Source organism: Luteimonas sp. A482 (genome assembly GCF_054072655.1).
Map to the genome: position 1 here is coordinate 289,987 of NZ_JBSVRO010000001.1, position 20,714 is coordinate 310,700.

The window sequence follows — 20,714 nt, forward strand, 5'->3', positions numbered from 1 at the left end:
TGCGGCGGCTGTCGACCGGATGAGGGGTGATGCGCACGTTGCAGGCGAAACCATGCGCGGGGGCGTGACGCCGGGGTGACCGTGCGCAGGCGTATCGTGGCCGCGCCAGAACCGCGCTAACTCCGATACACGCTGCAAACGCCGCTGTTTCCCGCGCGCCGCTCGCGTTGCCGCAGGCCCGGCCGGACTTCGGGACTGCGCAACGATTGGCGGTCGGCGAGCCATGCCGCCACAATAGGAATCCCCTTGCGCCTGGAGAGGGCCGGATGGCCGACCTCAAAGAATCACGCGTCCCCGATATCGGCGGCTACGACGATGTCCCCGTCATCGAAGTGCTGGTCGCGGTGGGCGACACGGTCGCGAAGGACCAGGGCCTGGTCACGCTGGAGTCCGACAAGGCGACGATGGAAGTGCCGTCCGTCCACGCCGGCGTGGTGAAGGAGCTGAGGGTCAAGGTCGGCGACACCATCTCCGAAGGAGGCGTCGTTGCAGTGATCGAAGCCGCAAGTGCTGGCGACGACGCTGCGCAGCCTGCGCCGAAGCCCGCCGCCCCGGCCGCCGAAGTGCCGGTGCCTGCGCGCGCGAAGGAGCCCGATCCGGTGGTCGAACCGGTTGCCGTCGGCGGTCGTCCGGACCGCATTGCCCAGGCCTCGATCGACGCCCAGGCAAGCCACGGGCCTGCGCCCGGCCAGCCGCCGGTCCGGTTCGATGCCGACGCGCTGATTCCCGGCAAGGTGCCCTACGCCAGTCCCGCAGTGCGCCTGTTCGCGCGCGAGCTGGGCGTGGACCTGTTCCAGATCACCGGGACGGAGAAGGGCGGGCGGATCACCAGGGATGACGTGCAGAAGTACGTCAAGGGCGCGTTGGCGGGCGGTAAGACTGCACCCGGCGTGGCTGCCGGAGGTGGCACGGGCCTGAATCTGCTGGCCTGGCCGAAGGTGGACTTCTCGAAGTTTGGCGAGATCGAGGAAAAGCCGCTGTCGCGGATCCAGAAGATCTCCGGCGCCAACCTCGCGCGCAACTGGGCGATGATTCCGCACGTCACCCAGCACGACGATGCCGACGTCACCGGGCTCGAGGCGCTGCGCGTCGCACTGAACAAGGAAAACGAGAAGGCGGGCATCAAGCTCACCATGCTCGCCTTCCTGATCAAGGCCAGCGCCAACGCGCTGCAGAAGTTCCCCGACTTCAATGCCTCGCTCGACGCCAGCGGCGAGACGCTCACGCTCAAGAAGTATTTCCACATCGGCTTCGCCGCCGATACGCCCAACGGCCTGGTGGTGCCGGTGGTCCGCGACGTCGACAAGAAGGGCGTGATCGAGATCGCGCAGGAAACCGGCGAACTGGCCAGGAAGGCCCGTGACGGCAAGCTCGGCCCGGCCCAGATGTCCGGCGGCTGTTTCTCGATCAGCTCGCTGGGCGGGATCGGCGGCACCGCGTTCACGCCGATCGTCAACGCGCCGGAGGTGGCCATCCTCGGCGTCTCCAAGTCGGAGATGAAGCCGGTCTGGGACGGCGCGCAGTTCCAGCCGCGGCTGATCCTGCCGCTGTCGCTGAGCTACGACCACCGCGTGATCGATGGCGCTGCCGCAGCCCGCTTCACCGCATACCTCGCGCAGCTGCTCGCGGACATGCGCCGGGTGCTGCTGTAGCACCGGCGCGGGCGCGGCCGGGCGCAGTCGACCCGGCCTGCGGCATCCACATTGCGCGATGAGGCGGGCCACGACCCGCCCGACCAGAGGAACAGAGCATGGCGAACACGGTTGAAGTGAAGGTGCCCGACATCGGCGGCTACGACGATGTGCCGGTGATCGAGGTGCTGGTCGCGGTCGGCGACACGGTGGCGAAGGGCCAGGGCCTGGTGACGCTGGAGTCGGACAAGGCCTCGATGGAAGTGCCGTCCTCGCACGCCGGCGTGGTGAAGGAGCTGAAGGTCAAGCTCGGCGACAACGTGTCGGAAGGCAGCGTGGTTGTGGTGCTGGATGTTGATGACGCCGCAGCTGCACCTCCCCCGCCTGCGGGGGAGGTCGGCGCGCGCAGCGCGCCGGGTGGGGGCAAGGCCGTCGCCGCGTCGCCCCCAGCCCAGCCCGCCCCCGCAAGCGGGGGCGGGAGCAATGAAGCGGGCAGCGCTGGCGGCTCCGGCTCTGGCTCCGGCGCGGTGGTCGAAGCCACCGTCCCCGACATCGGCGGCTACGACGACGTGCCGGTGATCGAGGTGCTGGTCGCCGTGGGCGACACCGTGGCCCGCGACCAGGGCCTGGTGACGCTGGAATCGGACAAGGCGACGATGGAAGTGCCGGCCTCGCACGCCGGCGTGATCAAGGAGCTCCGGGTCAAGGTGGGCGACACGCTCTCCGAAGGCGCGGTGGTCGCGCTGATCCAGACCGATACCGCGGCGCCGGGCAGCCAGAAAGTGGCGCCGGGCAGCCGTCCGCCGGTTGCGACCTCGCATCGCGCGCCGGTCGAGCCGGCGCTGCCGGCGGCCGCGCCGAGCGGACGCAAGGCTGACGTCGAATGCGCCGTGGTGGTGCTGGGCGCGGGCCCGGGCGGCTACACGGCCGCGTTCCGCGCCGCCGACCTCGGGCTCGACGCGGTGCTGATCGAGCGCTATCCCGCGCTTGGCGGCGTCTGCCTCAACGTCGGCTGCATCCCGTCCAAGGCGCTGCTGCACGCCGCCGACGTGATCGACCAGGCCAGCCACGCCGGCGAGTTCGGCGTCGAGTTCGGCAAGCCGAAGATCAACATCGACGGCCTGCGCGGCTACAAGGACAAGGTCGTCGGCCAGCTCACCAAGGGCCTGGCCGGCATGGCCAAGCAGCGCAAGGTGCGGGTGCTGCAGGGCGTCGGGAAATTCGTTTCGGCCAACGAGCTGGAGATCACCGGCGACGACGGCAAGACCCAGCTGCTGCGCTTCGAGCAGTGCATCATCGCCGCCGGTTCGCAGGCGCTGAAGCTGCCGGGCTTCCCCTGGGACGATCCGCGGATCATGGATTCCACCGATGCGCTCGACCTTGCAGACGTACCGAAGAGGCTGCTCGTGGTCGGCGGCGGCATCATCGGGCTGGAGATGGCGACGGTGTATCGCGGCCTCGGCAGCGAGGTCACCGTGGTCGAGCTGGCCGACCAGCTGATGCCGGGCGCCGACAAGGACCTGGTCAAGCCGCTGGCGGACCGGCTGAAGAAGCAGGGCGTCTCCACCCACCTCAAGACCAGGGTGGTGGATGCCAAGGCCGGCAAGAAGGGCATCGAGGTCAGCTTCGACGGCGAAAACATTCCCGAGGGCAAGCTCTTCGATCGCGTGCTGGTCGCGGTCGGTCGCGCGCCCAACGGCGGCAGGATCGACGCGGACAAGGCCGGCGTGCGCGTCACCGATCGCGGCTTCATCGACGTCGACGTGCAGATGCGCACCAACGTGCCGCACATCTTCGCCATCGGCGACATCGTTGGCCAGCCGATGCTGGCGCACAAGGCGACGCACGAGGGCAAGCTGGCGGCGGAAGTCGCCTCGGGCGCGAAGAAGGAGTGGGTGGCGCGGGTGATCCCGTCGGTGGCCTACACCGATCCGGAAATCGCCTGGGTCGGCGTGACCGAAACCGAGGCCCGGGCCAAAGGGCTGAAGGTTGGCGTGGGCAAGTTCCCGTGGGCGGCCAGCGGCCGCGCGATCGGGCTGGGGCGCACCGAAGGCTTCACCAAGCTGGTGTTCGACGAAGCCACGCACCGCGTGATCGGCGCGGGCATTGTCGGCGTGCACGCAGGCGAGCTGATCGCCGAGGCTGCGCTCGCGATCGAGATGGGCTGCGAGGTCGAGGACATCGGCCACACCATCCATCCGCATCCGACCCTGAGCGAATCGGTGGCAATGGCGGCCGAGGTCTACGACGGCACCATTACCGACCTGTACCTGCCGAAAAAGAAGTAGCGCACCCCGCTCGGGTCCATCGCGGCAAGGATCTGCGCGGCGCAGGCCGCGACACCGAGGCGCCTGCGTGCGGCCGCCGCCTGGTCGTTGCTGGCCCAGCCGCGTCGCTCAAAGCAAGGCTCTCTCCCGTGCAAGGGAAAGGTGGACACGGTTGTCGGAGTTCCGCGGCTTCGACTGGACGCCGCGCCCTGTCGACCGGGGGTCGCTTTTCGCTCGGTCAGGGCATCCTGCCCTGACTCACGCGCAAAACATCCATGTTTTGCTTTCCGCGACCCCCGGTCGCCAGAGCACGGCTCACTGCGACTGGTGCTGCGATGCTTCGATAGCCAGCTTTTTCGAAGCCACGCCAAGTGACTGGGCGATGGTCGTTCCGGGGCGGGGGTTGCGGAAAGCAGCGCATGGATGCGCTGCGGCGGCGAGTCAGCCATGGATGGCTGACCGAGCCGAGGAGCAGCCCCCGGCCCGGGACGACTCCTGCCGCAGGCCTGATCCCAGTAGCTTGCAACTGGCCGCCCCTCGAATGGGAGAGGCCAATAGAAAGCCCCGGCAGGGCCGGGGCTTGGGGGCCCGGAGGATCGACGAGGTGATCACGGGCCTGCAGGGATGGACCCGGCCAGTCCGGACAAGTTCCCCGGGGGAGCGTCACCTGGGATGCCGGTCACCATCCGGTGGGTCGGGGGCCCCGCAAAGGCACACCGTGGACCCGTCTTCAGGTTGTGCGCTGCAACACGTTGCCGTTCAAATGCTGCCCTTGCTATAATTTTGCGGCTTTGCCGGGCCGATTCACTTTTCGGCCGACCCTCCGACGACCAGAGGCACGGGCTTTGCGCGATCCCATCTCCGCTCACCGGCGCGCACTCGCGCAGGCAGTGGTGCCCCAGGTGATCGCGACGGCCCTGGCTGCGGTCGCCGCCCTGCTGCTGCGGGGCGGGGCGTGGTCGCTGGGGGTGCTGGCAGGTGGGGTCGCGATCATCGCCGGCGGCTGGCTGTCCACGCGCCTGGCGCTGGGCGGCGGTGTCGGCCCCGGGACCACCGCGCTGCTGCGGATCCTGGCTGGCGTGGTGGTGAAGTGGATGGTGGTGTTCGCCGTGCTGTTGGCGGCGGTGGCATGGGCCGGCTGGCCGCCGGTGGCGGTGTTGGCGGGAACCCTTGTCGCGTTGGTCGCCCAGATCGTGGCGCTGGCGCGGCGTTGATCCAGAGCAGTGTCATCAACAGGATGAGTCGAGACATGGCGGGCGAGTCGGAAATGACCCCAACCAGCTACATCCAGCACCACCTGCAGAACCTCACCTCGCCGGTCGGCGAGGGTGGCGGCTTCTTCACGATCCACGTGGACACGCTGGTGGGCTCGGTGACGATGGGCCTGTTCATGGTGTTCATCTTCTGGCTGGCCACGCGCAAGGCCACGGCCGGCGTGCCCGGCAAGTGGCAGGCGCTGGTCGAGATGATGCTCGAGTTCGTCGACCGCCAGGCGCGCGACACCTACCACGGGACCAGCAAGCTGGTGACGCCGATCGCGATCACCCTGTTCTTCTGGATCCTGATGATGAACATGCTCAAGTTCATCCCGGCCGATTTCATCGCCAAGCCGCTCGAGCTGCTGGGCGTGCCCTACTGGAAGCCGGTGCCGACCGCCGACGTGAACGCCACGCTCGGCATGTCGATCAGCGTGTTCTTCCTGATGCTGTTCTTCGCGCTGCGCGCCAAGGGCCTGGGCGGCTTCACCAAGGAGTTCCTGGTCGCGCCGTTCGGCAAGTGGATGATGCCGTTCAACCTCATCCTCAATATCGTCGAATGGGTGAGCAAGCCGATTTCGCTGGCGATGCGACTGTTCGGCAACATGTTCGGCGGCGAGATCGTGTTCCTGCTGATCTGGGTGCTCGGTGGCGCCGGCCTGCTCGGCCTGCTCGGCAGCGCCGTGTTCGGCCTGGGCTGGATGATCTTCCACCTGCTGGTGGTCCCGCTGCAGGCCTTCATCTTCATGATGCTGTCGATCGTCTACCTGAGCCTGTCGGAAGACGCGCACTAGAGTTCCGCTTTTCGCCCCACTTGAATCCTTCACCCTTACCAAGCTCGTTGTTTCGGAGAAAACCATGGAAACCGCACTGACCGCCCTCGCTTCCGTCCAGGCTTCGACCGTCCTGGCCATCGGCATCATGATCGGCCTGGCCGCGCTCGGCGCCGGTCTGGGCCTGGCCATCATGGCCGGCAAGTTCCTCGAATCGGCCGCGCGCCAGCCCGAACTGATCCCCGTCCTGCAGGTCCGCATGTTCATCACCGCCGGCCTGATCGACGCCGCGTTCATCATCTCGGTGGCGGTCGGCCTGCTGTTCGCCTTCGCCAGCCCGTTCCTGGTGGGCGGCCTGGCCCCGTAACTGTCGGTTTTCCGAACCGATGGCGCCTCCGGACGGGCTTCGCGGCCCGCCTGGCGGCATTTGGGTAGCCCCGGTCATACGACCGGCGGCGCCCTGAGTACAGGCAGAGCGCATCAATGAACCTCAATCTGACCCTAGTCGCCCAGGCACTGGCTTTCGCAGGCCTGATCTGGCTGATTGCCAGCAAGATCTGGCCGCCGCTGCTTGCGGCAATCGAAGAGCGCCAGAAGAAGATCGCCGAAGGCCTCGCGGCTGCCGACCACGCGCAGAAGAATCTTGCGCAGGCCGACGAACAGGTCGCCGCTGAGCTCAAGGTGGCCCGCGCCAAGGCCAACGAGATCATCGAGCACGCACACCAGCGCGCCAACCAGATCGTCGATGCGGCCAAGGCCGAAGCGCTGGTCGAAGCGGCGCGCCTGAAGGCGGCGACCGATGGCGAGATCCAGGCGGCCACCACCCGTGCCCGCGAGGATCTGCGCCGGCAAGTCTCGTCGCTGGCCGTTGCCGGTGCCGAGAAGCTGCTGCGCCGCGAGATCGACGCCAGCGCCCACAAGGCGCTGCTGGACGAACTGGCCATGCAGCTGACGGACGAGGCGGCCTGACCCCATGAGCAAGGCCCTCACGCTTGCCCGGCCCTACGCACGTGCGGCCTTCATGCTCGCGCGTGACGCCGGCGCGCTTGCGGCATGGTCGCAGGCACTCGGCTTCGCCGCGCGCGTGGCGGTCGATCCGCAGGCCTCGGCGCTGCTCGCCCATCCGGCGCTGTTGCGCGCGCAGGCGGTTGGCCTGCTGGCGCCCGACGGCGTTGCACCGGTGTTCGGCGACTACCTGGCGCTGCTGGCGGACAATCGTCGGCTGGGCCTGCTGCCGGAGATCGCGGGACTGTTCGAGGAGCAGCGCGCCGAGGCCGAGCACATCGTCAAAGCCAAGGTGACATCGGCGACGGCGCTGCCGGCGGCGGAGCTCGAAGGCATCCGGGCGGCGTTGCGCAAGCGCTTCGGCCGCGAGGTCGAGATCGAGCAAGCGGTCGACGAGGACCTGATCGGCGGCGCGGTGATCGCAGCCGGCGACGTGGTCATCGACGGATCGCTGCGCGGCAAGCTGGCGCGCCTGCAGTCGGCGTTGGCGCATTGAATCGGTGATCGGCGATTGCTGATGCGTGACCGGGGCGGGCGTCGATCGCTCCGTCCCGACCACCAGTCGACAGCCACCGATCACGAACAAACATAGAAATCCGAATGCCGCAGGCGGCGGCAGACGACCAGGAACCGAACAATGGCAACCACCACGCTCAACCCGTCCGAAATCAGCGAGCTCATCAAGAGCCGCATCGAGAACGTCAAGCTGTCCGCGGAAGCGCGCAACGAAGGCACGGTGACGTCCGTGGCCGACGGCATCGTGCGCATCTACGGCCTGGCCGATGCGATGCAGGGCGAGATGATCGAGCTGCCCGCCGCCGAGGGTGGCACGCCCACCTACGCGCTGGCGCTGAACCTGGAGCGCGATTCGGTCGGCGCGGTGGTGCTGGGCGACTACGAGCACCTGCGCGAAGGCGACGTGGCCAAGACCACCGGCCAGATCCTGTCGGTGCCGATCGGGCCGGAGCTGCTCGGCCGCGTGGTCAACGCGCTGGGCGAGCCGATCGACGGCAAGGGCCCGATCGACGCCCAGCTGACCGCACCGGTCGAGCGCGTGGCGCCGGGCGTGATCTGGCGCAAGTCGGTCGACCAGCCGGTGCAGACGGGCTACAAGTCGGTCGACGCGATGATCCCGATCGGCCGTGGCCAGCGCGAGTTGATCATCGGCGACCGCCAGACCGGCAAGACCGCGATGGCCATCGACGCGGTGATCAACCAGAAGTCCACCGGCATCAAGTGCGTGTATGTCGCGATCGGCCAGAAGGCCTCGACCGTGGCCAACATCGTGCGCAAGCTCGAAGAGAACGGCGCGCTGGCGCATACCATCGTGGTCGCCGCGACCGCGTCCGAATCGGCCGCGATGCAGTACGTCTCGGCGTACTCGGGCTGCACCATGGGCGAGTACTTCATGGACCGCGGCCAGGACGCGCTGATCGTCTATGACGACCTGTCCAAGCAGGCCGTCGCCTACCGCCAGATCTCGCTGCTGCTCAAGCGCCCGCCGGGCCGCGAAGCCTATCCCGGCGACGTGTTCTACCTGCACAGCCGCCTGCTCGAGCGCGCCGCGCGCGTGTCGGTCGACTACGTCGAGAAGTTCACCAATGGCGAGGTCAAGGGCAAGACCGGCTCGCTGACCGCGCTGCCGATCATCGAGACCCAGGCCGGCGACGTGTCCGCGTTCGTGCCCACCAACGTGATCTCGATCACCGACGGCCAGATCTTCCTCGAGACCGACCTGTTCAACGCCGGCATCCGCCCGGCCGTGAACGCCGGCATCTCGGTGTCGCGCGTGGGTGGCGCGGCGCAGACCAAGATCATCAAGAAGCTCTCCGGCGGCATCCGTATCGCGCTGGCGCAGTACCGCGAGCTGGCGGCATTCGCCCAGTTCGCCTCGGACCTGGACGATGCGACCCGCAAGCAGCTCGAGCGCGGCCAGCGCGTCACCGAGCTGATGAAGCAGAAGCAGTACCAGCCGATGTCGATCGCCTACCAGGCGCTGTCGATCTACGCGGTCGACAAGGGCTACATGGACGATGTGCCGGTCGGCAAGATCCTGGCGTTCGAAGAGGCGCTGCATGCGCACTTCGCCAACACCCAGGGCGAGCTGATCGGGCAGGTCGATGCCAGCGGCAACTGGAACGACGAAATCGAAGCGGCCTACAAGGGCGGCGTCGAGGAATTCAAGAAGACCGGCAGCTGGTAAGACCGATGCTGCAGGCGGGCCGCTGGCCCGCGGTGGCGTGAACCCAAACGTGGCGAAAGGCGGGCAATGGCCCGCCCTACCGGGAAGATGAGATGGCAGGCGGCAGGGAAATCAAGACCAAGATCAAGAGCGTGCAGAACACCCGCAAGGTGACGCGCGCGCTGGAGATGGTCTCGGCCTCGAAGATCCGCAAGGCGCAGGAACGCATGCGCGCCTCGCGTCCGTATGCGCGGGCGATGAAGCAGATCATCGGCCACCTCGCGCAGGCGAACACCGAGTTCCAGCATCCCTATCTGATCGAGCGCGGTCAGGTCAGGCGCGTGGGCTACGTTATCGTCTCGTCCGATCGCGGCCTGGCCGGCGGCCTGAACAACAACCTGTTCCGCAAGCTGCTGGTCGAGATCCGGCAGTGGCAGGACAAGGGCGTCGAGGTCGACGTGGTGACCATCGGCCAGAAGGCGGCGGTGTTCTTCCGCCGGCTGAAGGTGAACATGCTGGCCAGCGTCGCGCACCTGGGCGACCAGCCCGAGCTCGAGCAGCTGGTTGGCGTGGTCCAGGTCATGCTGGAAGCGTATGACGCGGGCAAGGTCGACAAGGTGTTCCTGGCCTACAACGACTTCGTCAACACCATGACCCAGCGCGCGGCGTTCGATCAGCTGGTGCCGCTGCCGGCGGCGGAAGCTTCGGTTGCCAAGCACGACTGGGACTACATCTACGAACCCGACGCCGAGGGCGTGCTGAGCCACGTGCTGTCGCGCTACGTCGAATCGCTGGTGTATCAGGCGGTGATGGAGAACGTGGCGTCCGAGCACGCGGCGCGCATGGTCGCGATGAAGTCGGCCAGCGACAACGCCACCAAGATGATCGACACGCTGAACCTGGTCTACAACAAGGCCCGGCAGGCGGCGATCACCCAGGAAATTTCCGAGATCGTCGGCGGTGCGGCCGCGGTGTGATCCGTTAACCGCGACGGCACCGATTCGCGGCTGAAGCCGCTCCTACAAAAAGCATTCGAGAGTTCAGAGGAAACGAACATGAGTCAGGGCAAGATCGTTCAGATCATCGGCGCCGTCGTCGACGTGGAGTTCCCGCGCGGCGAAGTGCCGAAGATATACGACGCGCTGAAGGTGCAGAACACCGAGATCACGCTCGAGGTGCAGCAGCAGCTCGGCGACGGCGTCGTGCGCACGATCGCGCTCGGCTCCACCGACGGCCTCAAGCGCAACCTGGTGGCCGAGAACACCGGCCGCGCGATCTCGGTGCCGGTAGGCCTGGGCACGCTGGGCCGGATCATGGACGTGCTGGGCCGCCCGATCGACGAGGCCGGCCCGGTCAAGGCCGACACGACGTGGGAAATCCACCGCGCCGCGCCGTCCTACGAGGACCAGTCCTCGACCACCGAGCTGCTGGAAACCGGCATCAAGGTCATCGACCTGATGTGTCCGTTCGCCAAGGGCGGCAAGGTCGGCCTGTTCGGCGGCGCCGGCGTGGGCAAGACGGTCAACATGATGGAACTGATCAACAACATCGCGACCGAGCATTCGGGCCTGTCGGTGTTCGCCGGCGTGGGCGAGCGGACCCGCGAAGGCAACGACTTCTACCACGAGATGCAGGAGTCGGGCGTCGTCAACGTCGAAGAGCCCGAGAAGTCGAAGGTGGCGATGGTCTACGGCCAGATGAACGAGCCGCCGGGCAACCGCCTGCGCGTCGCGCTGACCGGCCTGACCATGGCCGAGTACTTCCGCGACGACGGCCGCGACGTGCTGCTGTTCATCGACAACATCTACCGCTACACGCTGGCCGGTACCGAAGTGTCGGCGCTGCTGGGCCGCATGCCGTCGGCGGTGGGCTACCAGCCCACCCTGGCCGAGGAAATGGGCGTGCTGCAGGAGCGCATCACCTCGACCAAGGCCGGCTCGATCACCTCGATCCAGGCCGTGTACGTGCCGGCGGACGACCTGACCGACCCGTCACCGGCGACCACCTTCGCCCATCTCGACGCCACCGTCGTGCTGTCGCGAAACATCGCTTCGCTGGGTATCTACCCGGCGGTCGATCCGCTCGACTCGACCTCGCGCCAGCTCGACCCGAACGTGATCGGCCACGAGCACTACGACACCGCGCGCCGGGTGCAGTCGACGCTGCAGAAGTACAAGGAGCTCAAGGACATCATCGCGATTCTGGGCATGGACGAGCTGTCGGAAGAGGACAAGCAGGCCGTGTCGCGCGCGCGCAAGATCGAGCGCTTCTTCTCGCAGCCGTTCCACGTGGCCGAGGTGTTCACCGGTTCGCCGGGCAAGTACGTCTCGCTGAAGGAAACGATCCGCGGCTTCAAGGGCATCGTCGACGGCGAGTTCGACCATCTGCCGGAGCAGGCTTTCTACATGGTCGGCACCATCGACGAGGCGGTCGAGAAGGCGAAGAAGATCTCCGCGTAAGCGGAAATCCTCTGAGACTCCCGGGTTAAAGCGAGCGAAACCATGAGCACCATCCGTTGTGACATCGTCAGCGCCGAGGCAGAGATCTTCCAGGGTGAGGCCACGCTCGTGGTCGCCACCGGCGAGATGGGAGAGCTCGGCATCGCGCCGCGCCATGCGCCGCTGATCACGCGGCTCAAGCCCGGCAAGGTCGTGGTGACCCAGGCCGACGGCACCCAGCTGGACTTCGCCATCGGTGGCGGCATCCTCGAGGTGCAGCCGCAGGTGGTGACGATCCTGGCCGACACCGCGATCCGCGCCGACGAGATCAACGAGGCCAAGGTGCGCGCGGCCAAGGAAGAGGCCGAGCGCGTGCTCGCCGGTCGCGGCGAGGCGATGGAAGTGGCCGAGGCGCAGCAGAAGCTGGCCGAGGTGATGGCCCAGCTCTCGGCGCTCGAGCGCCTGCGCAAGAACCTCAAGCACTGACGTCGGCGTACGCCACGCATGACTGGAATGCCGGCCTCGCGCCGGCGTTTTTACGGGTGCAACGCGTGGCGACGACGGCCAAGCGGCCGCCGCTGCGTCAGCGCCGATAGATCCAGTGCCGCGAGATCACGAAGCCGACCAGCCCCAGGACGACTTCCACCACGGGCTTGGCCAGCCACGCCCACTTGAGGCCGAGCATGTCGTCGATCATGCCAACGGCCAGGGTGCTGGCCGCGGTGGTGCACAGCCACATCACGGCGAAGCGCTGGAGCTGCACGCGGCCCAGCGTGCTGCCGTCGCCGGCAAAGGTGAACTTGCCGTTGAGCCAGAAGCCGAGCATGGCGCCGCTGATGCGGCCGGTGATGTTGGCCGGTTCGATCAGCATGCCCATGTGCGACAGCCACACCGTCACGCCCCAGTCGAGCAGCCACTGCAGGCCGCCGATCACGAGGTAGTGGCTGCCCTGGCGGCGCAGGCTCACGCTCCGGGCTCCGGTTGCGGCGATGTCGTGGGGGCGGTCATCGTCGCCAAGCGTAGCGGCTCCACGGTCGAGAGGACATCCTGCGGCCCGCGTGGCAGCCGACATCCGCGGAGGGGTCACGTTCCCGCAGGCCACGGCTCGTTCTCCGCGCCGGCGCCAACCGCCTTAGAATTCCCGGTCCGGATCTGATGGAAGTCCCATGACCAGCCCCCTTCACGTCGTCATCCTCGCTGCCGGCGAGGGCAAGCGCATGAAGTCGTCCCTGCCCAAGGTGCTGCAGCAGATCGCGGGCCGGCCGATGCTCGGCCACGTGATCGCGACCGCGCGCGCGCTCCAGCCCGCAGGCATCCACGTGGTCCATGGCCACGGCGGCGACCAGGTGCAGGCCGCGTTCGCCGAACACTCCGACCTGCTCTGGGCCGAGCAGGCGCAGCAGCTTGGCACGGGCCACGCCGTGCAGCAGGCGATGCCCGAAGTGCCCGACGATGCGCGCGTGCTGGTGATGTATGGCGATGCGCCGCTGTTCACCAACGATACGCTGCGCCGGCTGCTGTCCGCCAAGGGCCGCCTGGCGCTGCTGGCCACCGAACTCGAGGATCCGACCGGATACGGCCGCATCGTGCGCGATGCGCAGGGCCACGTGGCCGCCGTGGTCGAGGAAAAGGACGCCAGCGACGAACAGCGCACGATCGGCTTGGTCAACACTGGCGTGATCGCCGCCGACGCCACTGCGCTCAAGGAGTGGCTGGGGCGCCTGTCCAACGACAATGCGCAGGGCGAGTACTACCTCACCGACGTGGCTGGCATGGCCGCGGCGGACTTCACCGCGGCCGAGCTGGTGATCGTCGCCGATCCGCGCGAGACCGAGGGGGCGAATGATCCCTGGCAGCTGGCGCAGCTCGAGCGCGCCTTCCAGCTGCGCGCCGTGCGTGCGCTGTGCCTGCAGGGCGCGCGGGTGGCTGATCCGGCGCGCATCGACATCCGCGGCGAGGTGATCGTCGGCCGCGACGTGGTGATCGACGTGGACGTGGTGTTCGAGGGCCGCGTGGAGCTGGGCGACGGCGTGCGCATCGGCCCGTTTGCGCGGCTCAAGGACGTGGTGCTCGGTGCCGGCTCCGAGGTGCGCGCGCACTGCGACCTGGAGGGCGCGCGTGCGGAAGGCGCGGTAACCATCGGTCCGTTCGCGCGCCTGCGCCCGGGCACCGTGCTCGCCGATGGCGTGCATGTGGGCAACTTCGTCGAGACCAAGAACACGCAGCTGGGCGTGGGCAGCAAGGCCAACCACCTGGCCTATCTCGGCGACGCGGTGGTCGGTGCGAAGGTGAACATCGGCGCGGGCACGATCACCTGCAACTACGACGGCGCGAACAAGTCGACCACGACCATCGGCGATGGGGCATTCATCGGTTCCAACGCATCGCTGGTCGCGCCGGTGACGATCGGCGAAGGCGCGACCATCGGCGCGGGCTCCGTGATCGGCATGGACGCCGCGCCCGGCAAGCTCACGGTGGCGCGGGCGAGGCAGGTGACGATCGAGGGTTGGGTGCGGCCGGTGAAGAAGTCTTAGCGGCGCCGCGCGTGATGCAGGGCGCACTTCATGCGACTGCGTCGTTTGTGCGGGACGGCTTCAGCCGCGAACAGGGTCGCCGCCCGATGATTGGGGTCCGTTGCGGCTCCAGTGCGTCGCGCGTGGGGACGCGTTCTTCCCGCAAGCTGCTCAGGGTTGCGTTTGGCCCGGCAATACCATCGACACGCACAGTCCTCCGCCGTCGCGGTTGAGCAGGGCGATGCGGCCGCCGTGGGCCTCGGCGATCTCGCGCGCCAGTGCCAGGCCCAGGCCGGTGCCGCTGCGCTTGGTCGAGTAGAACGGCAGCAGGGCGTTGGCCAGCACCGCCTCGTTCATGCCGCTGCCGCGGTCGAGCACGTCGATGCGCCAGCCCTCGGCAGTGCGGCGCACCGCCAGCGCGACATCGTCGTGCCCGGTGCCCGATTCATGCGCGTTCTTGAGCAGGTTGAGCAGCGCCTGTTCCATCTGCGCCGGATCGAAGCGCAGGATCTCTTCCGGGATCGCCCCCTCGATCGCGAACCCGATCTGGGTGCGAAGCTTCTCCACGAAGCGGGCCAGCTGCACCGGTTCGCCGCGCGGCGCCGGCAGCTTGGCGAAGCGCGCATAGTCGCGCAGGAAGTCTTCGAGATGGCGCGCGCGTTCCTCGATCGTGGCGAGCGCGATCGGCAGCTTTTCGTACTGGCCGCGACGCAGCAGCTCGGCGCCCGAATGCGCCAGCGAGGCGATCGGCGCCAGCGAATTGTTGAGTTCGTGGCTGATCACCCGGATCACCTTCTTCCAGGTCTGCACTTCCTGGCGTCGCAGCTCGGCCGTCATCTGGCGCAGCAGGATCAGCTCGTGGCGACGCCCGTTGAGGCGGAACATGCGCCGCGCCAGGTGGTAGATGTCCTCCTGGTCCTCGTCGCCCACGGTGAACATGCCATCGCCGCCGCGGGCAAAGGCTTCGCCCACCGCAGCCGGGGCCTGTTCGAGCAGCGCGTCGAGCGAATGGCCCTCGAGCTTGCGCCCGTCGCCCAGCAACCGCCGGGCGGCGAGGTTGCCCAGCACGACGCGTCGCGCCGGATCCAGCAGCAGCATCGCCACGGGCGTGTTCTGCACCATCGTGTCGAGCAGCAGTTCGCGCTGCACCAGCGCATGGCGCTGCTCGCGCAGGACGTCGCCAAGCTCGTTGTGCGAACGCACCAGCTCGATCAGGTCGGCATGCCGGTCCCAGTGGATGCCGAAGCTGAAATCGCCGTCGCGGTAGGCGGCCACAGTGCCAGTGAGCGCGCGCAGCAGGGCGCGGATCGGGGCGAAGGTGCGCCAGACGATGAGCGCGGTGATGCCGCCGATGAGCGCGGCTGCGATCGTGGCCGCAGCCCAGGGCGGTAGCCACTGGCCCAGCCAGGCGGTGGACGCGGCAACGGCGGTGATCGACGCCAGGATCAGCGCCAGCAGCTTCAGCGACAGGGGCAGGGCGCGAGGGCGGCGCATGTCCGGTCGCGGCTCAGCCGCGTGGGATGCCGTAGCGGTCCAGGCGCCGGTACAGCGCCTGGCGCGACAGCCCCAGCTCGGCTGCCGCCTGCGCCAGCACACCGCGACTGCGCGCCAGCGCCGCCTCGATGCTGGCCCGGTCCGGCTCGTCGCCGTGCACCGGGTTGATGGCCGACGGGGCCAGACCCAGCGCCTCGGCCTCGATCCGCTCGCCCGACAGCAGCGCCGCGCGCTGGACCGCATTGCGCAGCTCGCGCACATTGCCCGGCCAGGCGTGCTGCAGCAGGGCGCGCTCGGCGCGCTCGGCGAACTGTTTGCCGTCCGGCAGGAAATGCCGGGCCAGCGGTAGGATGTCGCGCGGCCGCCGTGCCAGCGCAGCCAGCCGCACTTCAATGCCGTTGAGCCGGTAGTAGAGGTCTTCGCGGAACTGGCCCTGCGCGATCAGCGCGGGCAGGTCGGCATTGGTCGCGCTGACCACGCGCACCTTGACCTGGCGTTCCTGGTGCCCGCCCAGGCGCTGGAAGCGCCCGGTCTCCAGCACGCGCAGCAGCTTGACCTGGCCGGCCGGCGGCAGCGTGCCGATCTCGTCGAGAAACAGCGTGCCGCCATCGGCCGCTTCGAACTTGCCCGCGCGCGCCTTGTTGCCCGCGCCGGTGTAGGCGCCGGCTTCGGCGCCAAACAGTTCGGCTTCGATCAGATCATGCGGCAGCGCACCGCAGTTCACTGCGATGAAGGGGCCGGGCCGCGCCCTGGAGTTGTAGTGGATGATCTCCGCGATCTTCTCCTTGCCGCTGCCGTTGGGGCCGGTGACCAGCACCGGCAGCTCGGAGCGCGCGACCTGCAGCGCCAGTCGCAGCGTGGCCTCGCTGCTGCTGTCGGCGTAGACCAGGCCGCGCAGATCGTGCTCGTGCTCCAGCGCGCTGCGCCGGCGGCGTTCGTCGGCATTGCGCTGGAACAGCTCGCGACGCGTCTCGGCCAGCTCCAGCAGGTTGTTCACGCTGGCGATCAGCTTGTGGTCGTCCCAGGGCTTGCCGATGTAGTCGGCGGCGCCGGCCTTGACCAGGTCCACCGCCGACTCCAGCCGCGTCCACGCAGTGAGCAGGATCACCGGCATGTCCGGATGCTGCGCGCGGATCTGCCGGAACAGCGCCACGCCCTCGTCGCCGGAGGTGGTGTCGGCGTGGAAGTTCATGTCCTGGACCACCAGGTCGATGCCGCCACGCTGCAACAGCGCCAGGCCAGCGTCCGGGGTTTCGGCGCGCAGCACGTCGATCTCGTGCAGCGAGAACAGCAGCTCCAGTGCGGTGCCGACGGACGGGTTGTCGTCAATGACCAGGACGGTGGGCATGGGGCAGGGCGTCGGAAGTTCGTATCGTCAGCAAAGCGTAACCGGTTCTCCCGTCATCCCCGCTTGTGCGGGGATGACGGGATCCGCAGGCCTGCGGTGGATTTCCACATTGCGAGGGCGACGGGTCGGGACGGAGTCGGGAAGGCCTGCTCACACGCTTCTGGTGGCGATGGCCGGCGGCACCGCGGCCGCACGGCGCGCCGGCCCCAGCACCGACACCTGGCCCAGCAGCCACAGCGCCAGCGCGCCCAGCGGCAGGTAATACAGCGGCAAGCGGGCCAGCTCGTATTGGCTCATCAGCAGCTGGTTGATGCCGTAGGCGGCGACCATGCCCAGCACGATGCCGATGGTCGCTAGCAGGAAGTTCTCGGTCTGGAAATAGCGCAGGATCTGCCCTCTGGTCGCGCCCAGCGCGCGGCGCACGCCGATCTGCTTGGTCCGCTGTTGCACCCAGAAACTGGCCAGGCCCACGATGCCCAGCGAGGTGATGAACAGCAGCCCCAGGCAGACGATGCCCAGCAGCCAGGCCATCGCCTTGGGCGCCTGGTAGAACTCCTCGCGCAAGGCCTGCATGGTCTTGGTGTTCTCCTCCAGCACGATGCGCTGGGGGCCGCTGGCGCGCAGGGTCTTGATGGCGGCGTCCAGGATCTCGTCGCGCCGTTCGGGCGAGGTGCGGATGACGTAGTTGCCACCGACCGCGTAGGTCGGCCGGATCGGAAAGACCATGCTGTACTCGCGGGCCTCGGGGCCGCCCTGCAGGCTGGGCCGCACCAGGTGTTCGACCAGGCCGACGATGCGGATCGGCTCGTCGCCCCAGCTGTAGATCGTCTTGCCGACCGCGTCCTCGCCCGGGAACAGCCGCTCGGCCATCGTACGGGTGATGACTGCGCCGGGAATGCTTACCGGCCCCTCGGCACGGTCCACGGCTTCGAACTCCAGGTACTCGTCGGGCTGGAACCAGCGTCCGGCCACCAGGCGCAGGCCCAGCGTGTCCAGGAACTGATCGTCGGCCATGTACACCGTGGCGGCGAGGTTGGCCTGCGCCTGGTCCGGACTCAGTCGCACGCCGCTGTTCCAGGACGAGTTCGTGAAAGGCACCTGGTTGAGCACGGTGGCGGCGGTGACGCCGGGCATGCCGCGCAGCGCGGCCAGGTCGGTGCGGGTCTGCGCGGCAGCGTTGTCGTCGTTGCCGATGCCGGTGATCTGCACGCGCACCAGTTCGTCCTCGGCCAGTCCACTGGGTTCGTTCACGAAGGTAATGCGCTCGCCGATCATGAAAAGGGCGTTGCAGATGATCGCGCAGGTGAGCGCGATCTCCAGCACGATCAGGGTCGCGGCGGTCTTGTGCCGCATCAGCGTGGAGAGGATGGGGCGGATTTCCATGACGGTCTCCAGGAAAGCGGCGGGCGCTACTGCGACTTGAGCTGCAGCGCGGGGGTGATCTGCATCGCGCGCCAGGCGGGCAGGACCCCGGCGAACAGGCTGGCGACGATGGCGAGAAGGAACGTGGTCAGGAGCATGCCCAGGTCCAGGTGCGCGAGCTCCGCGTAACTGTCCGGCTGCTGGCGCACGGCCCACAGTCCGAGCAGCGCCAACCCCAGGCCCAGGACCCCGCCGGCCAGGCCGATGGTGCCCGCCTCGACCAGGCACTGTTTGAAGATTTCCGCGCGCGATGCACCCAGCGCGCGGCGCACGCCGATCTCGCTGCTGCGGCGCAGGAACTTGGCCAGCAGCAGCCCGACAGTATTGAGCAGGCACACCAGCAGGAAGCCGAAGCCCAGCCACAGCTGCAACACCACGTCGTTGGGCACCACACGGTTGAAGTCCAGCCACTCCATCACGCTGCGCAGGCGCACGTTGGTCGGACGCTCGTAGCGACCCGCCGTGCGCTGTTGCTCGGAGTAGCTGGTCAGGTAGTCGTGGTAGGCCTTGCGCTTGTCGTCCGACCCCAGCTCCACCCAGTACTGGATCCAGGCGCAGGGCACGTTGAGCGCGGTGCTGTCGCCACGCGAATCGCCCCAGCAGTTCATGTTGCCGTTGCGGCCCATCTCCAGGTCGCGCGAAGTCGAGAACGGCAGGAACACATCCTCCAGTTCACCGTAGCGATCGCTGTTCAGGTCGTAGAAGCGCGGGGTGGGGCGCCAGTCGTCGATCACGCCGATCACGGTGAAATCGGTCTGGTCCAGGCGCAGGTGCTTGCCGACGCTGTTGGCGCTGCCGAACACGCGTTCGTTGAGGTCGCTCGAGATCACCACCACCCGCGCACGCGACTCGTCATCGGCCTGCGACCAGCCGTTGCCGTGCAGGAACGGGACCTGGAACATGGGGAAGAAGTCGGTGCTGGCGTAGCGCGCATCGGAGAGGAAGGGGGTCAGGTCGGCGCGGTCGGGCGTCACCGACACGCCGCCGCCGGTCATCATCGCCTGGCGGTCTCCGCGCTTCTCGCGCAGCAGGGTTTCCGCGTCGGTACGGGTGACCTGCTCGTTGGGCTCGCCGCCGGGGGTGTAGCCCTGCATGCCCTCCGGATCGAGCTGCACGTAATGCAGCTGGCCGCTCTTGCCGGGAATGGGATCTCCCGACAGCACGCGGAACACGGTCAGCGTGGTCATGCACGCGCCGATGCCCAGCGCGATCGCCAGCACCATCAGCGCGGTGAGCACGCGATTGCGGCGAAAGCTGCGCAGCGCGAGGGTGAAGTAGTAGCTGAACATGGGAGCCTCCGGAGGCGGGCGTCGGTCGTGCTGTGTTTGCTGGAGGAGGCTTACGCCGTCTGGATTTCGCCGCGGGCCGCGTTCGCGGCGCGGGCCAGCCCCGGTTCGATCGACAGGTCGGTCGCCATGCCGTCGACGATGTGCACGTTGCGCTGCGCGCGCGCCGCCAGCTCCGGGTCGTGGGTCACCATCACGATGGTCGTGCCGCGCGAGTTGATGTCCTCCAGCAGCTCCAGCACGCTGCGCGCCATCTGCGAGTCCAGGTTGCCGGTGGGTTCGTCGGCCAGCAGCAGCCGCGGCGAACCGGCCAGGGCGCGCGCGATCGCGGCGCGCTGCTGCTGTCCGCCGGACAGTTCGGCCGGGTAGTGCTTCATGCGCGAGCCCAGCCCGACCTGCGACAGCGCCTCCTCGATGCGCAGCCGGCGCTCGTTGCCGGGCATGCCGCGGTAGCGCAGCGGCACCTCGCAATTGTCGAACAGGTTCAGGTCGGGGATCAGGTTGAAGCTCTGGAAGATGAAGCCGATCTTTTCGTTGCGCAGGCGCGAGCGCTGGTTGTCGTTGAGCCCTTTCACGTCGACGCCATCGAGGTGGTACTCGCCGCCGGTGAAGGTTTCCAGCAGGCCGGCGATGTTGAGGAAGGTGGTCTTGCCCGACCCCGACGGCCCGGTGACGGCGACGAACTCGCCGTCGCCCACATGCAGGTCGAGCGAACGCAGGGCATGGGTTTCGACGAGTTCGGTGCGGTAGACCTTGGTGACCTGGCGCATGTCGAGCATGACGGGTTCCTTCGAAGCGCGGCTGGGAGGATGGAGAAGGTCATCCCGCCGCGTTGCGCCCGGAGAGAGAGTCGGGCGCGCCGGGGCGGGATGGAAAACGGGTGCGCTCAGCGGATGCCAAAACGGGCGGGAAGCGCCGAGCGTGCCGCGTAGGCGTGCGCTGCCGGCCTGCGACGGCGTTCGCCGTTGGCGGCGGTGCAGCTCGCGGTATCGCGCGCTGCGTCGAAGGCGTACAGCTCATGCAGGCGCAGCGGCACGGCGTCGGCCAACTGCTGCGCGGTCCAGTGCAGGCGGGAAGGGAAGTAGGCGAAGGTGTCCAT

General features: G+C 68.2%; 18 protein-coding genes and 1 pseudogene. 12 read left to right on the forward strand and 7 right to left on the reverse strand.

Annotated features, from left to right (window positions below):
* Positions 1-125: 125 nt before the first annotated feature.
* The 11 genes and pseudogenes from ACW5DW_RS01335 to ACW5DW_RS01385 all read left to right on the forward strand — a co-directional run.
* Positions 126-1,652, forward strand: a pseudogene (locus tag ACW5DW_RS01335) (dihydrolipoyllysine-residue acetyltransferase); the annotation flags it as partial.
* Between the two features lie 98 nt (positions 1,653-1,750).
* Positions 1,751-3,919: a dihydrolipoyl dehydrogenase gene (gene lpdA / locus ACW5DW_RS01340; RefSeq protein WP_457016832.1), complete on the forward strand. Its 2,169-nt coding sequence runs from the start codon at positions 1,751-1,753 to the stop codon at positions 3,917-3,919.
* Positions 3,920-4,800: 881 nt separating this feature from the next.
* On the forward strand, positions 4,801-5,112 hold the full coding sequence (locus ACW5DW_RS01345) for a hypothetical protein (protein WP_457016833.1): 312 nt from the start codon (positions 4,801-4,803) through the stop codon (positions 5,110-5,112).
* A gap of 35 nt (positions 5,113-5,147) precedes the next feature.
* Positions 5,148-5,948, forward strand: coding sequence for a F0F1 ATP synthase subunit A (gene atpB, locus ACW5DW_RS01350; protein WP_457018370.1), 801 nt, complete (start codon positions 5,148-5,150; stop codon positions 5,946-5,948).
* Between the two features lie 64 nt (positions 5,949-6,012).
* Positions 6,013-6,294: a F0F1 ATP synthase subunit C gene (gene atpE, locus ACW5DW_RS01355; protein ID WP_013534007.1), complete on the forward strand. Its 282-nt coding sequence runs from the start codon at positions 6,013-6,015 to the stop codon at positions 6,292-6,294.
* 116 nt (positions 6,295-6,410) lie between these two features.
* Positions 6,411-6,896 carry a F0F1 ATP synthase subunit B gene (locus ACW5DW_RS01360; protein ID WP_457016835.1) on the forward strand — a complete coding sequence of 162 codons (486 nt, stop codon included), beginning with the start codon at positions 6,411-6,413 and terminating at the stop codon, positions 6,894-6,896.
* 4 nt (positions 6,897-6,900) lie between these two features.
* The gene (locus ACW5DW_RS01365; RefSeq protein ID WP_457016837.1) at positions 6,901-7,428 is read left to right on the forward strand and encodes a F0F1 ATP synthase subunit delta; all 528 of its coding nucleotides are present in this window, start codon (positions 6,901-6,903) and stop codon (positions 7,426-7,428) included.
* 141 nt (positions 7,429-7,569) lie between these two features.
* The gene (gene atpA, locus ACW5DW_RS01370) at positions 7,570-9,135 is read left to right on the forward strand and encodes a F0F1 ATP synthase subunit alpha (protein WP_457016839.1); all 1,566 of its coding nucleotides are present in this window, start codon (positions 7,570-7,572) and stop codon (positions 9,133-9,135) included.
* Between the two features lie 92 nt (positions 9,136-9,227).
* Complete coding sequence (gene atpG / locus ACW5DW_RS01375) at positions 9,228-10,091, forward strand: F0F1 ATP synthase subunit gamma (protein ID WP_457016841.1); 864 nt, start codon at positions 9,228-9,230, stop codon at positions 10,089-10,091.
* Between the two features lie 78 nt (positions 10,092-10,169).
* Positions 10,170-11,573: a F0F1 ATP synthase subunit beta gene (gene atpD, locus ACW5DW_RS01380; RefSeq protein WP_457016843.1), complete on the forward strand. Its 1,404-nt coding sequence runs from the start codon at positions 10,170-10,172 to the stop codon at positions 11,571-11,573.
* Between the two features lie 42 nt (positions 11,574-11,615).
* Positions 11,616-12,038 (forward strand): F0F1 ATP synthase subunit epsilon, encoded by a 423-nt coding sequence (locus tag ACW5DW_RS01385; protein ID WP_457016844.1) that lies wholly within the window; start codon positions 11,616-11,618, stop codon positions 12,036-12,038.
* A gap of 97 nt (positions 12,039-12,135) precedes the next feature.
* Here the strand turns inward: ACW5DW_RS01385 and ACW5DW_RS01390 are convergent, their stop codons facing one another.
* On the reverse strand, positions 12,136-12,519 hold the full coding sequence (locus ACW5DW_RS01390) for a GtrA family protein (RefSeq protein WP_457016846.1): 384 nt from the start codon (positions 12,517-12,519) through the stop codon (positions 12,136-12,138).
* A 199-nt stretch (positions 12,520-12,718) separates the two neighbouring features.
* On the opposite strand from ACW5DW_RS01390, the gene glmU reads away from it, so the two are divergent.
* The gene (gene glmU, locus ACW5DW_RS01395; protein ID WP_457016848.1) at positions 12,719-14,086 is read left to right on the forward strand and encodes a bifunctional UDP-N-acetylglucosamine diphosphorylase/glucosamine-1-phosphate N-acetyltransferase GlmU; all 1,368 of its coding nucleotides are present in this window, start codon (positions 12,719-12,721) and stop codon (positions 14,084-14,086) included.
* A gap of 150 nt (positions 14,087-14,236) precedes the next feature.
* Here glmU and ACW5DW_RS01400 read toward each other — a convergent pair whose 3' ends face one another.
* From ACW5DW_RS01400 to ACW5DW_RS01425, 6 genes are all read right to left on the reverse strand, one after another.
* Positions 14,237-15,559 (reverse strand): sensor histidine kinase, encoded by a 1,323-nt coding sequence (locus ACW5DW_RS01400; RefSeq protein ID WP_457016849.1) that lies wholly within the window; start codon positions 15,557-15,559, stop codon positions 14,237-14,239.
* A 13-nt stretch (positions 15,560-15,572) separates the two neighbouring features.
* On the reverse strand, positions 15,573-16,907 hold the full coding sequence (locus ACW5DW_RS01405; RefSeq protein WP_457016850.1) for a sigma-54-dependent transcriptional regulator: 1,335 nt from the start codon (positions 16,905-16,907) through the stop codon (positions 15,573-15,575).
* Between the two features lie 150 nt (positions 16,908-17,057).
* Entirely contained in the window at positions 17,058-18,290 is a 1,233-nt protein-coding gene (locus tag ACW5DW_RS01410) for an ABC transporter permease (RefSeq protein ID WP_457016852.1), read from the reverse strand.
* A 26-nt stretch (positions 18,291-18,316) separates the two neighbouring features.
* The gene (locus ACW5DW_RS01415) at positions 18,317-19,618 is read right to left on the reverse strand and encodes an ABC transporter permease (RefSeq protein WP_457016854.1); all 1,302 of its coding nucleotides are present in this window, start codon (positions 19,616-19,618) and stop codon (positions 18,317-18,319) included.
* 50 nt (positions 19,619-19,668) lie between these two features.
* Positions 19,669-20,394 carry an ABC transporter ATP-binding protein gene (locus ACW5DW_RS01420; protein ID WP_457016856.1) on the reverse strand — a complete coding sequence of 242 codons (726 nt, stop codon included), beginning with the start codon at positions 20,392-20,394 and terminating at the stop codon, positions 19,669-19,671.
* A gap of 107 nt (positions 20,395-20,501) precedes the next feature.
* Positions 20,502-20,714: a hypothetical protein gene (locus ACW5DW_RS01425; protein WP_457016858.1), complete on the reverse strand. Its 213-nt coding sequence runs from the start codon at positions 20,712-20,714 to the stop codon at positions 20,502-20,504.

Excerpts from the sequence above, each read along its gene's own strand:
- lpdA (WP_457016832.1), top strand. The coding sequence starts at position 1,751 with ATGGCGAACACGGTTGAAGTGAAGGTGCCCGACATCGGCGGCTACGAC.
- atpB (WP_457018370.1), top strand. The coding sequence starts at position 5,148 with ATGGCGGGCGAGTCGGAAATGACCCCAACCAGCTACATCCAGCACCAC.
- atpE (WP_013534007.1), top strand. The coding sequence starts at position 6,013 with ATGGAAACCGCACTGACCGCCCTCGCTTCCGTCCAGGCTTCGACCGTC.
- ACW5DW_RS01360 (WP_457016835.1), top strand. The coding sequence starts at position 6,411 with ATGAACCTCAATCTGACCCTAGTCGCCCAGGCACTGGCTTTCGCAGGC.
- ACW5DW_RS01365 (WP_457016837.1), top strand. The coding sequence starts at position 6,901 with ATGAGCAAGGCCCTCACGCTTGCCCGGCCCTACGCACGTGCGGCCTTC.
- atpA (WP_457016839.1), top strand. The coding sequence starts at position 7,570 with ATGGCAACCACCACGCTCAACCCGTCCGAAATCAGCGAGCTCATCAAG.
- atpG (WP_457016841.1), top strand. The coding sequence starts at position 9,228 with ATGGCAGGCGGCAGGGAAATCAAGACCAAGATCAAGAGCGTGCAGAAC.
- atpD (WP_457016843.1), top strand. The coding sequence starts at position 10,170 with ATGAGTCAGGGCAAGATCGTTCAGATCATCGGCGCCGTCGTCGACGTG.
- ACW5DW_RS01385 (WP_457016844.1), top strand. The coding sequence starts at position 11,616 with ATGAGCACCATCCGTTGTGACATCGTCAGCGCCGAGGCAGAGATCTTC.
- glmU (WP_457016848.1), top strand. The coding sequence starts at position 12,719 with ATGACCAGCCCCCTTCACGTCGTCATCCTCGCTGCCGGCGAGGGCAAG.
- ACW5DW_RS01400 (WP_457016849.1), bottom strand. The coding sequence starts at position 15,559 with ATGCGCCGCCCTCGCGCCCTGCCCCTGTCGCTGAAGCTGCTGGCGCTG.
- ACW5DW_RS01405 (WP_457016850.1), bottom strand. The coding sequence starts at position 16,907 with ATGCCCACCGTCCTGGTCATTGACGACAACCCGTCCGTCGGCACCGCA.
- ACW5DW_RS01410 (WP_457016852.1), bottom strand. The coding sequence starts at position 18,290 with ATGGAAATCCGCCCCATCCTCTCCACGCTGATGCGGCACAAGACCGCC.
- ACW5DW_RS01415 (WP_457016854.1), bottom strand. The coding sequence starts at position 19,618 with ATGTTCAGCTACTACTTCACCCTCGCGCTGCGCAGCTTTCGCCGCAAT.
- ACW5DW_RS01420 (WP_457016856.1), bottom strand. The coding sequence starts at position 20,394 with ATGCTCGACATGCGCCAGGTCACCAAGGTCTACCGCACCGAACTCGTC.
- ACW5DW_RS01425 (WP_457016858.1), bottom strand. The coding sequence starts at position 20,714 with ATGGACACCTTCGCCTACTTCCCTTCCCGCCTGCACTGGACCGCGCAG.